Genomic DNA, 12,109 nt, shown 5'->3' on the forward strand with positions numbered 1-12,109 from the left:
CAAAGAGAAGGGCCGCCCCAGCGGTTGCTGGAGCGGCCCTCGACATTTCGATAGCCGTCTTATGAAAGTCGGCGTGCCGGTACTGGGATTAGTTGGTCACGGCGTCGGTCGTGGCTTCGTCCTGAAGCGCTTCACCCGCCTGGGACTTCGGGGCCTCGCCCGGAGAGAAGGTCGCACCCGAGCCCGGAACGATCGGCTCACCAGCAGTCGGCGCGTCATTCGTCATGGCACCGGTCGTCACGGCATCCTCACCGGCGGCGACAGAGTCACGCTCGTCGGCACGAAGGTTCTCGCGCTGCGTCTCGCTGCCCGGAACGATGGTTTCGCTCTCCGGCTGGGCGACCTCGGCCGAACCCGTGCCCGGATTGTCGGCGACGGCGTCACGCTCCTGGGCGTTCTGGTTCTCGATCTGCGTCTCCGAAGCCGGAATGTTGGCCTGGGCGAACGCGCCCTGCGCTAAAATCGATGCACCGAGGAGGGCGGCCGAGAAAATTGCAGTCGTCTTCATAGTCAATCCTTCCGAATTTCCTTCCGAACACAGTCACGCGAAGCTTCGTCTGGTAAAGCTCTCGTTCGGGTTCGGGATTGTTCGCGTCGATATGTGTTCACAACGGTGTAACACGGGCATGGTTCCCGCCCGTTGCGTGGAAGACGGTCACGCCATCGTCACGCCGTCGTGAGTATCGTTGCGCCCTGGTGAGTAGAGCCGCGCGTTTTGCCCCGTCGCGGCGGCCGCACCGGGTGGAGCCCAATCTGGAATCATCGCTCCCGCAGCAGCGCCGCGCTCAAGACGGTTTCCGTCAGCCGAGCTTCAGGAGGGCCTTCAGTCGGTAGAGTTCCTCAAGCGCTGCCTTCGGCGACAAGGAATCCGGATCGAGACCTGCAACCGCTGCGGCGAGGTCGGAATGGGGGTCTTCCGCCGGCCTTTCGGCCGCGCTCCTCTGTCGATCGAGCGCCACCGAGAACAGCGGCAGGTCGTCGATGAAGGCCGTGCGCTTGGCCTGGGAGCCGCCCCGCTCCAATTCGGTCAGCACTTGGCGCGCCCGTTTGACGACGGAGGCCGGCAGCCCGGCGAGCTTGGCGACCTGAATGCCGTAGGAGCGATCGGCCGTGCCGTCGGTGACCTCGTGCAGGAAGATCACCTCGCCCTTGTATTCCTTCACCCGCATCGTTGCGTTGGAAATGCGCGGCAGCCGCCGGGCGAGTGCGGTCATCTCGTGGAAGTGCGTCGCGAACAGCGCCCGGCAGCCATTCGCCTCGTGCAAATGCTCGACGGTGGCAAAAGCGATCGACAGGCCGTCATAGGTCGCCGTGCCGCGCCCGATCTCGTCGAGGATGACCAGCGAGCGCTCCCCCGCCTGATTGAGGATCGCTGCCGTCTCGACCATCTCGACCATGAAGGTCGAGCGGCCCTCGGCTAGGTCGTCCGATGCGCCGACGCGGGAAAACAACCGGTCTACGGTGCCGATATGAGCGCGCTCCGCTGGAACGAAGGCGCCGATCTGGGCGAGCACGGCGATGATCGCGTTCTGCCTGAGGAAGGTCGACTTGCCGCCCATGTTCGGTCCGGTGAGCAGCCAGATCGCACCGTTTTCGCCCGGGCTCTTCGGCGATAGATCGCAGTCGTTGGCGACGAAAGGCTCGCCCGAGCCGGCCTTGAGCGCCGCCTCGACGACGGGATGTCGCCCACCCTCGATGGAAAAGGCCAGCGTGTCGTCGACCTTCGGACGGCTCCAGGCGGCTTCCACGGCGATTTCCGCCAGTGCCGCCGAAACGTCGAAGACGGCGAGCGCCTCGGCGCCCCGGCGCAGCGTCTCGGCCGCGTCGAGCACGGCGCCGGAGAGTGCGTCGAAGCAGGCGAGTTCGATCGACAGCGCCTCGCTGGCGGCGCCGGCGATGCGGCTTTCCAGCCCGTTCAGCTCCTCGGTGGAAAAGCGCATGGCGTTCGCCATCGTCTGGCGATGGACGAAGGTCGCGGCGGTTTCGCCGGCCATCAGCGTCCTGGCGTTCACCTCACTCACCTCGACGAAATAGCCGAGCACGTTGTTGTATTTGATCCTGAGGGCGCGGACGCCTGTCTCGGCGACATAGCGACTTTCGAGCTCGGCGATCACCCGGCGGGAATTCTCGCCGAGCGTCCGCGCCTCGTCGAGGCCGGCGATGGCGCCCTCGCGCACGAAGCCGCCGTCACGCTTGTAGAGTGGCGGGCCGTCGACGAGGTGGGCGGCGAGATCGGCCGCCAGCTTTTCGGGCAGCGCCCGCAGCGCGTCTCGCGCCGCGCCGAGTTCCTCCGGTAATTCGCTTGGCAAGCGTTCGGCCAGGGACAGGGCGGCGGCGAGGCCGTCGCGCACCGCCGCAAGATCGCGCGGACCGCCCCGACCGAGGGCGAGCCGCGACAGCGCCCGCTCGCCGTCCGGCAGGCCGGCGAGCCATTTGCGCATGTCGCGCCTGAGATCCGGCGCCTCGACGAGAAAGGCGACGGCGTCCTGCCGGGCGGCGATGACCTGGCGATCGGTCAGCGGCGCGGCGAGCCGTCCGGCGAGGAGCCGGGCGCCGGCCCCGGTGACGGTGCGGTCGATCGTCGACAGGAGCGATCCCTGGCGCCGGCCGGACAGCGTCGCGGTGAGTTCCAGAGAGGCCCGGGTGGCCGGATCGATCTCCATGATCGACCCCGCTGAGATCTGGACCGGGCGCTCCAGCATCGGCTTGGCGGCGATCTGGGTCTTGCCGAGATAGGCGATGAGCGCGGCGGCGGCCGAAAGTTCCGCCCGCGAGAACCGGCCGAAGCCTTCGAGCGTCGCGACGGAGAAGAACCGGCAGAGCCGCGTCTCGGCGGTCGAGCCATCGAACAGCGCCTGGGGCTCGGGCCGCACCGTCCGGCCGAAACGCTTCAGCCGCGCCGCGAAGGCCGCGTCGTTGAACAGGCCATCCGAGACGACGATCTCGCGCGGCTCGACGGCGGCGATCTCGGCCTCGACCCGCTCGGCGGCGACGGCGGCGGTGCGGAAGACACCGGTGGAAAGATCCGCCCAGGCGAGCGCGAATTCCGGCCGCTCGCTGCTTCCGATCCGCGCGACCGTCATCAGGTAGCTCGACCGACCGGGTTCGAGCAGCGCCTCCTCTGTGATCGTGCCGGGCGTCACCAGCCGGACGACGTCGCGCTTCACCACCGATTTCGCGCCGCGCTTCTTGGCCTCGGCGGGATCCTCGAGCTGTTCGCACACCGCCACCCGATGGCCGAGGGCGATCAGCTTCTGCAGATAGTCGTCCGCCGCATGGATCGGCACCCCGGCCATGGGGATGTCCTCGCCGAGATGCTTGCCGCGCTTCGTCAGGGCGATGCCGAGCGCTCGCGAGGCTTCCGCGGCATCGTCGAAGAACAATTCGTAGAAGTCGCCCATGCGGTAGAACAGCAGGCAGTCGGGATTGGCCGCCTTGATCTCGATGTACTGGGCCATCATCGGCGTCGGGGCGGCGTCGCTGGTCATCGGCCGGGTGTCACCTCGTCGAACGGCGCTTGGAGCTTGCCCGGCGGCGGCGGCATCTTCCGATCCGCCCGCATCGTCTCGATCCGCCGGGTTGTGCGAATCGCTATCGGTGCAGCGGCCACTTCGCAAGCCGCCCGGCACCGCCATCCCCGCCATTCGTGATCGGCGCCGGCCAGCTGACGCCGTGAGGAGACTTCAACAACGGCCGCGCAGGCACCATCTCAGTCCCAGTCGCGGCGCCGAACGGGTTGCATTTCACGGCGCGCTCAGCTTCCGTTCATCGGGGTGATGCGATGACACGCGAAATATCGCTCGAGCCGCGGCGCGTGCTGGGGTGATCTGATGAGAGGGAAGTCCTGATGCCGACGAAAACCATGCGCCTGGCGATGGCCGTAGCGTTCGCGCTGCAGTTCGCATCGTTCGCTCCGGCCATCGCGGCCGACGACGCCGTCAACATCCTGCAATATGCGCTCGCCCACCCGACGGACAATGCCCGGTTGCCGACGCTGCCGGCGCTCGGCGATTCGGTTCCGTCCTCGGTGAAGCTGGAGCAGCCGAAGGGTAGCCGCGCCTTCGCCTATTTCTACTATGCCGGCCAGCCGATCATCGTCGAAATGAAGACCCGAAGCATCGTGCGGATCGGCGGCTGAGGCCGCCGTGGTCGCCCCGGGCGGACACGCAGCGAATTGATTCAGCTCCGCCGGGTGAGACCGGCGGGTCGCCTCAGGCGGCGAACCGGCTGGCGTCGGCGCCGTAGTGGCCGACATAGCGCGGATTGATGTTGGCCCGCGGCAGGACGATCAACACGTCGGTGGTGCCGAACTGCTGGTCGACCACCGCGCCCTCGCCGACATAGCCGCCGAGCCTGAGATAGCCCTTCAGCAGCGGCGGCAGCACGGCGAGTGCCCTGCGCGGATCGATTTCCACCGGATCGGCGTCGAAGAACGTGCCGCGATGGGGAAGAGCGCGCACCCGCCATTCCTCCGGCGCCGGCGCATTGGCCTGCAGGAAGGCGAGCGGGGCCGCGAGCTGCGCGGGGTCGGTGCCCGCGAGCGATGCGCAGCCGAACAGGACGTCGATATCGTGGGTGAGGACATAGGCCCAGATGCCCTGCCACAGCAGTTCGACCGTGCGCTTGCCGCGATATTCCTTGAGGACGCAGGAGCGGCCGAGTTCGAGGAAGCGCTTGCCGGCATGGCGGGCGATCATCGGCGCGATGTCGAATTCCTGCGCCGTGTAGAAGCCACCGGCGAGCGCCGCCCGCTCGCCGCGCATCAGCCGGTAGGTGCCGACGATGCGCTGGACGATCGGGCCGCCGCGGCCGTGGTCGATGACCAGAAGGTGGTCGCAGTAGCGGTCGAAGCCGTCGCGGTCGCGCCGCGTCATCTTCTGCAGCTTCGAGGGCTGGGCGCTCATCTCCTGATAGAAGACGCGGTAGCGGAGCTGCTGCGCCGCCTTGACCTCGGCGGCACTGCGGGCGAGCCGCACCTCGAGATTGCCGAGCCGTCCGAGCAGCGGCGCCGCCGGATCGAACCTGCGGACGAAATGCAGGATCTTCGCCGGCATCTGGCCGAAACCGGCGCCCCTGCCCTCGAAAGCGATCTTCGGAAAGGTCATCGGGCTACGCCGCCAGCCCTTGCTCGGGCGGACAAGCCGCTCCTCGGGAACGACAGGGCAGGCTTCGACGGCCTCGCCGGTGATTCCGAGACTGTGCGTTGCCATCGTCGTTCTCCGTCCACCACCAGGCGTTCCCATCGGCTTTACGAATATTCGGCAACGTTTTCGTGACTGAATGCCGCCCAATATGACGCTTGATGGCGCCGCAAGACAAGGACCCCCTCGCGAAAGGCCCTCCCGAAGGGGCTGGGACGGCCTCCGAAAGCACCGTCTTCACGGCATTTTCGCCACGACGCGGCCTCGGATCGTTCCCGCGCTGATCCGGCGAGCCGTTTCGATCCGGTCGTCGGAGCCGATCCGGACGATCATCCTCCGATCTCGATCCTCGGACAACCGCTTCCATGCGCGCTCGCGTTTTCCGACGGCGCCATCGGCGTCGTGGCCCGGCGACGCCCGCCGCGGTTCTGCGCTGTTTCACCGGTCGTCTACAACCAAGATGGTGTCACACCCAAGCGCCCGTCAATCGCCGCGCCTTTCGGCCGCCCCTTTTCGCCCAGCGCCGGCCAAGACGAATTCGTCGAGAAGGATGATGGCGGCGCCGACGGTGATGAAGGCGTCGGCGAGGTTGAAGACCGCGAAGTCGAACGCCGGCGTGTGGAAATAGACGTAGTCGACGACGTAGCCGAGGCGGGTGCGGTCGATGAGATTGCCGATGGCGCCGCCGACGATGACGGCGAGACCGAAATGGGTCAGCCGCCGCTCCGCCGGGGTCTTCCACCACATGAAGAGGACGACGACGAGCACGGCGGCGGCGAGCAGCGACAGGCCGACGTCGCCGAGATCGGCAAACATCGAAAATGCGATGCCGGTGTTGCGCGCATGGAACAGCGCGAGGAAGGGCAGGATCTCGATCGCCGAGCCGAGCGGCATGGTGGCGACGACGACGGCCTTGATCACCTGGTCGAGCACGACGGCGAGGACGACCGTCAGGAGGTTGAAGAGCATCAGCCTGCGGATCATAGGGTCAGGACTTTCCGTCGGGCTTCGAACAGCATGACGCCCGTCGCCACGGCGAGATTGAGGCTGTCCGCCCGCCCCGCCTGTGGAATGCGGACGAGAACGTCGCAGCTTGCCGCCATCTCCGCCGAAAGCCCCGCCTGCTCGTTGCCCATGAAGAGCAGCGTCGCCGCAGAATAGTCCGGCGTGCGATAGTCGACGGCGCCGGTCATATGGGTGCCGACGATCTGGCCGGAAAAGCCTTGCCGCCAGGCCAGGAACTCCGCCTCCTTCGCCCGGACGACCGGGACGGCGAAGATCGAGCCCATGGTCGCCCGCACGGTTTCGAGCGAGAACGGATCGACGCAGTCGCCGACGAGGACGACGGCCTTCGCCCCCACTGCGTCGGCGGTTCTCATGATCGTGCCGAGATTGCCGGGATCGCGCACCCGGTCGAGGGCGACGGCGACCTCGCCCGGGCCGAGCGCGATCTTCGCCAGCGGCACCGACTGGCGCCTGAAGACGCCGATCGCGCTCTGGGGATTGTCGCGCCGGGCGATGGCCTCCAGCACCTTGGCGCTCGCCTCGACGACGTCGGCGCCGATCCCGACCGCCCGCGAGACCGCCCGGGTGAGCACCTCGCTGCCGCCTTGAAGCGCCGCCTTGGAGACGACGAGGGTGCCAAGTTCCCAGCCGGCGTCGAGACCGTCGAGAACGAGCTTCAGCCCCTCGACGAGGAACAGTCCGGTCTCGTCGCGATGGCGCTTCTGGGCGAGCGCCCGGATGTCCTTGACGATCAGGTTTGCGGCGCTGGAGATTTCCTTGATGCGGCCGGGCGCGGCGAGCGGGCCGGAGGGCTTCTTCTTCGGCGTGTCGTCAGTCATCGGCGATCCACCGTCCGAACAGCGAGGTCGAGAGCAGCCGCGGCTCCTCGCCGGCTTCGCAGATCACCAGCTCGCCGGCCTCGATCCGGCCGCCGAGGCCGCGGAAGGCTTCCCCCATCAGCGCGCCGAGGGAATAGAAGGAAGAGCGGATCGAATAGGCAGTCAGAATCACGCAATCGGGCCTTTCGGAGACGAGCGCACGGGTGAGCGCCACGAGATAGGGCAGGTCCTCGAACAATTGCCAGGTCTCGCCCTTCGGGCCGCGGCCGAATTTCGGCGGATCGAGCAGAATGAGGTCGTAGCGGCTGCCGCGCTTCACCTCGCGTTCGACATAGCGCACCGCATCCTCGCAGATCCATCTGATGGGCTTGTCCTGAAGGCCTGCCATCTCCTGGTTCTCCCGGGCCCAGCCGATCGCCTTCTTCGAGGCATCGACATGGGTGACCTCGGCGCCGGCCCGTGCCGCGACGAGCGAGGCAAGGCCGGTATAGCCGAAGAGGTTGAGGAGGCGGGGCGTTTTGCCGGCCCGAACCCGGCGGGCAATGCGTTCCTCGACGAAGGACCAGTGGGCCGCCTGTTCCGGGAACACCCCGACATGGCGAAACGAGGTGAAGCGGCCGAGATAGGCAAGACCGTCATGGGCGAGCGGCCAGGTTTCGCCGAGCGGCTCGCCGGGAAACTGCCAGCGGCCGAGCCCCTCCTCCTCGACGTCGCCGGTAAAGGTCGCGTCGACGCGCTGCCATTCGTCCGGGCCGAGTCGTCTTGGCCAGATCGCCTGGTTCTCGGGGCGGCGGATGCGACAGGCGCCGTAACGTTCGAGCTTTTCGCCCTCGCCGCTGTCGACGAGCTCATAGTCCCGCCCGGGCTGGACGGTGAGGATCGTCGGCGCGACGAGGTCCGGCCGCGGACCGCGGGGCGGATCGAGATCCAGCCGCTTTGCCGGCGCCGCATCCTGGCGCGGCCCATCGGCCGGGCGCCGCCCTTCCGTCTGGCGGGCGTCGGCTTCGCCGACCGCCTCCCGCCGCCTTGGCCGGGCTCGGCCGGGCTCACCGGTGACACGCGATTGCTGCGGACGGCGGCTGCGCGCCAATGGCCTTCTCCCTGCGGGCTCTCGCCGATATCATCTTCGTCCCGGCTCTTATCGGTTCTCGGACGGCTTGGCAAAACGGCGAAAACCGTCAAGTTAGGCGGGGCGTCGCAAAAGGCCGCGGCCGCGACGACCGGTCCGAATGTCAAGGGAGGAAGACGATGGATCTCAAGGGCGAATACCGGCTGCCGGCCAGCCGCGAGACGGTCTGGGCGAAGCTCAACGATCCGGAGGTTCTGAAGCGCTGCATTCCGGGCTGCGACGAACTCGAAATGACCAGCGACAACGAGATGAAGGCGGCGGTGACCGCCAAGGTCGGGCCGGTGAAGGCGAAATTCAACGGCGAGATCCGGCTGGAAAACATCAACGCCCCCGAAAGCTACTCGATCGTCGGCGAAGGCAAGGGCGGCATCGCCGGCTTCGCCAAGGGGGGAGCGGACGTCCATCTTGCCGAGGACGGCGCCGAGACGATTCTCACCTACGACGTCAAGGCCCAGGTCGGCGGCAAGCTCGCCCAGCTCGGCGGCCGGCTGATCGATTCCTCCGCCAAGAAACTCGCCGGCCAGTTCTTCGACAATTTCGCCAAGGAGGTCGAAGCGGCCGAACAGGGAACGCCGGCGGGCGCTTGAGCGCAGCGGCGATCACAAGCGAGTTGCGGGACGGGCGGGTCGGCCTTCGGCGCCCGGTGATGCGATCGAAGACGCGGCCGGACATTTGAGCTTCGTCATCCCGGCCTCCGAGCCGGGATCCATTCCAAATCGTCGAAGCCGCTGCAAACGCCGGCCCGCCAACACACTGAATTGCAACGAGATCTTGGCTTCGATGCAGAGGAATGGATCCCGGCTCGGAGGCCGGGATGACGAAGCTGGCAGGCGGGCGATCATCCTGGCAACGAGCTTGTCTTGTCGTGATAAGGCTGTTTTGCCCCGTCCGTGCGGGGTCTGAAGTGCGCCGGTTCTCGAAGCCTATGAACCGACCGGAGGCAGGAGCGGAAAATTGAGCGACACCGAAGATCGACCGCAATTCGCCGAGATCCCCGGCAATCCGGCTCCTGAAAATCTTGTCGGCGGTTTCATCGAGACCTCCGACCGCAGGCGGATTCGCTATGCCATCGCCAAGGTCCGTGGCGCCTCGCGGGGCACCGTCCTCCTCCTGCAGGGCCGAAACGAGGCGATCGAGAGGTATTTCGAGACGATCGGCGACCTCAACGATCGCGGCTTCTCGGTGGTTACCTTCGACTGGCGCGGCCAGGGCGGCTCGGAGCGCTGGCCTCGCCGGCCATCCCTCGGCCACGTCAAGCATATCGGCCAATATCTGATCGATCTCGAATGCGTGCTGCAGGACGTCGTTTTGCCCGACTGCACCGGCCCCTACACCATCCTCGCCCATTCGATGGGCGGTCTGATCGCGCTGCATGCCGCCTCGCGCCATGCCAACACCATCGAGCGGCTCGTCCTGTTCGCGCCGCTGATCGGCTTTGCGTCCCGCCTGCCCAGTCTCGGGACGCTGTCGCGCATCGCCACCGCGGCCCGCTGGCTCGGGCTCTCCACCCGGCCCGTGCGGCGCGCGATCCCGGGCCGGCTGCCGAACCCCGCCGACAATCCGCTGACCTCGGATGCCCGACGCTACGCGCGCAACCGGCATCTCGCCGAAACCGCGCCGCAGCTCTTCAACGGCAGCCCCACCGTCGCCTGGCTGGCGGCCGTCACCCGGGCAATGCGGCGGCTGGAGGACTCCTCGGAGATCGCCGCACTTTCCGTCCCGACGCTGATCGTCACCGCCGGCGCCGACCAGGTCGTGTCCTCGGCGGCGGCCGACCGCCTCGCCTATCGCATGCGCTGCGGCTCTTCGCTGACGATCCCGCTGGCGCGGCACGAGATGCTGCAGGAGGCCGATCGCTTTCGCGAACAGGCGCTCGAGGCCTTCGACGCCTATGTCGGCAGCCCGGCCCTCGCCGCCGCCTGATCCCGGCGGCGTCCGGCGATATCGGGCGGGGCCTGTCCGGGCCGCAGTCAGCCGGCAAGGATCCGCCGCGCCGCCTCGTGAAGCGCGGGCGTCGCCGCCGCGAGAATGTCGCCGCCCTGCTCGGGCCTGTCGCCGGCAAAGGTCGTGACGATGCCGCCGGCCTGCTCGATCAGCGGAATCAGAGCGGCGATGTCGTAGGGCTTCAACCCGCCTTCGACGACGAGATCGACATGGCCTGCGGCGAGCATCGCGAAGGCGTAGCAGTCGGTGCCGAAGCGGGTGAGGCGGGCGGCGCCCTCCAGCGCCTCGAAACGCCCGAGGAGATCGCCGGAGAACAGCCGCGGCGAGGTCGTGAACAGCGTCGCGTCGGCGATCGTCTCGGTCTTGCGGACGGCAATCGGCCGCGCCTCGCCGTCGCCGCGCTTGAGGAAGCTGCCGCGGCCGTCGGCAAAGAAGCGTTCCCCGGTGAAGGGCTGGGACATGATGCCCATCTTCGCCCGGCCCGCGTCGTAGTGGCCGATCAGGGTTCCCCAGACGGGAATGCCGGTGATGAAGGCGCGGGTGCCGTCGATCGGATCGATGATCCAGCGCCGGTCGCCGCCGCCGGTCTCGCCGTATTCCTCCCCGACGATCGCGTGATCCGGGAAATGCGCCCCGATGAGTTTGCGAATCGCCCGCTCGGCGGCGCGGTCGGCCTCGGTGACGGGGTCGAAGTCACCGCCGGAGAGTTTGTTGTCGATGCCGCCGCCGGCGCGAAAGCGCGGCAGGGTCTCGCGATCGGCCGCGTCGGCAAGTTGCAGGAGGAAGGTCGCGTCAGGTTCGTCCATGGGACCGGAATCTCCGCTTTCGGCTGGACCGACGCCGCTCAGAATCGATCACGAAAAGGTGAATTCAGCGTGCGGCCGAATCGGTCAGAAGCATTGACACATTTGGCATCGCACCATAGTTTTTGCAGTGCGGCATCCGTGCCGTTGCCCTTATGGGCGTTTCCTCCCTAGACTCAAGACCGCGCTGCGTCACTGCAGTGCGGTTTTTTTTGCCCGTCATCCAGAGGTGGTCCGACGCGCAGCCGCGACGCGCCATTCACTCCGCCGCGGCAGACTGCGCCGCGCATTCGGCGGCGACATCGGCGGCGAAGCGTTCGACGAAGGCGGCGAGTTGCCCCTTCAGCCGCGCAAAGCCGTGATGGGGGGCGAAGCGGCTCTCGTCGGCATAGAGCCCCCTGTTGATCTCCACCTGGATCGCGTGCAGCCCCCGGCCCGGCTGGCCGTAATGCTCGGTGATGTAGCCGCCGGCATAGGGCTTGTTGCGGGCGACGTCGAAGCCGAAGGCGGCGAGATGGGTGGTGGCCATGGCGACGAAGCGGCTCGACGCGCTGGTTCCGTAGCGATCGCCGAGGACGATGTCCGGCCGCCGGCCGCCGGGCAGCGCCCGGACGCTGGAGGGCATCGAGTGGCAATCGATCAGAATGGCGAGACCGAAGCGATCGCGCGTCCGGGCCAGCAGCGCTTCGAGCGACTCGTGGAACGGCCGGTAGATCGACTCGATTCGCGCCATCGCCGCGGCGACCGGCAGCGTGCCGCGATAGATCTCCTCGTTCTCGGCGACGATCCGCGGGATCGTGCCGAGGCCGCCCGCCACCCGAAGCGAAGCGGTGTTGACGAAGCCCGGCAAGGCGCCGGCGAACATCTTCGGGTCGAGTTCGAAAGGTTCGCGATTGACGTCGAGATAGGCCCGCGGGAAGCGCGCGCGGATCAGCGGCGCACCGAGAGCGGGGGCGAAGGCGAAGAGTTCATCGACGAAGATGTCCTCGGAGCGACGAATTGCCTCACCATCCAGCCGTGTCGCGGCCATGAGATCGGACGGGTAGTCCCGGCCGCTGTGGGGCGAACAGAAGACGAAGGGAATCGCCACTTCGCGCGGCTCGACGATCTCGAAGGCCGGCACCAGGCCATCGCTGGTCTTGAGTGTCGGAATGTCCGTCAATCGTCCCTCTTCGCTTGCTTTCCAGAACAATTAGGGTCGTACGGCAATTTGCGCCAATTCCTTTTAGAAAATATCGGACCATTCTG

11 protein-coding genes are annotated in these 12,109 nt (G+C 67.4%); 3 read left to right on the forward strand and 8 right to left on the reverse strand.

Annotated elements, in window-relative coordinates; genetic code table 11:
- Positions 1–88 precede the first annotated feature (88 nt).
- Both GTK09_RS09145 and mutS read right to left on the reverse strand, forming a co-directional pair.
- Positions 89–508 (reverse strand): hypothetical protein, encoded by a 420-nt coding sequence (locus GTK09_RS09145; protein ID WP_163462852.1) that lies wholly within the window; start codon positions 506–508, stop codon positions 89–91.
- A 292-nt stretch (positions 509–800) separates the two neighbouring features.
- Positions 801–3,488, reverse strand: coding sequence for a DNA mismatch repair protein MutS (gene mutS / locus GTK09_RS09150; protein WP_163462853.1), 2,688 nt, complete (start codon positions 3,486–3,488; stop codon positions 801–803).
- A gap of 359 nt (positions 3,489–3,847) precedes the next feature.
- Between mutS and GTK09_RS09155 the strand changes: the two genes are divergently transcribed.
- Positions 3,848–4,138, forward strand: coding sequence for a hypothetical protein (locus tag GTK09_RS09155; RefSeq protein ID WP_163462854.1), 291 nt, complete (start codon positions 3,848–3,850; stop codon positions 4,136–4,138).
- A 73-nt stretch (positions 4,139–4,211) separates the two neighbouring features.
- Here the strand turns inward: GTK09_RS09155 and olsB are convergent, their stop codons facing one another.
- The 4 genes from olsB to GTK09_RS09175 all read right to left on the reverse strand — a co-directional run bounded on the left by olsB (position 4,212) and on the right by GTK09_RS09175 (position 8,075).
- Entirely contained in the window at positions 4,212–5,054 is an 843-nt protein-coding gene (olsB, locus tag GTK09_RS09160) for a l-ornithine N(alpha)-acyltransferase (protein WP_246217819.1), read from the reverse strand.
- A gap of 570 nt (positions 5,055–5,624) precedes the next feature.
- Entirely contained in the window at positions 5,625–6,125 is a 501-nt protein-coding gene (lspA, locus tag GTK09_RS09165) for a signal peptidase II (protein WP_163462855.1), read from the reverse strand.
- Positions 6,122–6,985 (reverse strand): TrmH family RNA methyltransferase, encoded by an 864-nt coding sequence (locus tag GTK09_RS09170; protein ID WP_163462856.1) that lies wholly within the window; start codon positions 6,983–6,985, stop codon positions 6,122–6,124. Before GTK09_RS09170 ends, lspA begins: the two co-directional genes overlap by 4 nt.
- The gene (locus tag GTK09_RS09175) at positions 6,978–8,075 is read right to left on the reverse strand and encodes a class I SAM-dependent methyltransferase (protein ID WP_163462857.1); all 1,098 of its coding nucleotides are present in this window, start codon (positions 8,073–8,075) and stop codon (positions 6,978–6,980) included. The genes GTK09_RS09170 and GTK09_RS09175 overlap by 8 nt, the downstream gene beginning before the upstream one ends.
- Before the next feature lie 158 nt (positions 8,076–8,233).
- On the opposite strand from GTK09_RS09175, the gene GTK09_RS09180 reads away from it, so the two are divergent.
- Both GTK09_RS09180 and GTK09_RS09185 read left to right on the forward strand, forming a co-directional pair.
- Complete coding sequence (locus GTK09_RS09180; RefSeq protein ID WP_163462858.1) at positions 8,234–8,701, forward strand: SRPBCC family protein; 468 nt, start codon at positions 8,234–8,236, stop codon at positions 8,699–8,701.
- Positions 8,702–9,068: 367 nt separating this feature from the next.
- Positions 9,069–10,037, forward strand: coding sequence for an alpha/beta fold hydrolase (locus tag GTK09_RS09185; RefSeq protein WP_163462859.1), 969 nt, complete (start codon positions 9,069–9,071; stop codon positions 10,035–10,037).
- Between the two features lie 47 nt (positions 10,038–10,084).
- Here the strand turns inward: GTK09_RS09185 and hisN are convergent, their stop codons facing one another.
- Positions 10,085–10,864, reverse strand: coding sequence for a histidinol-phosphatase (gene hisN / locus GTK09_RS09190; protein ID WP_163462860.1), 780 nt, complete (start codon positions 10,862–10,864; stop codon positions 10,085–10,087).
- A gap of 256 nt (positions 10,865–11,120) precedes the next feature.
- Positions 11,121–12,023, reverse strand: a complete 903-nt coding sequence (locus tag GTK09_RS09195; protein ID WP_163462861.1) for an N-formylglutamate amidohydrolase — start codon at positions 12,021–12,023, stop codon at positions 11,121–11,123.
- Between the last annotated feature and the right edge of the window lie 86 nt (positions 12,024–12,109).

The organism is Jiella pacifica (genome assembly GCF_010500815.1).
GTDB lineage: Bacteria > Pseudomonadota > Alphaproteobacteria > Rhizobiales > Rhizobiaceae > Jiella > Jiella pacifica.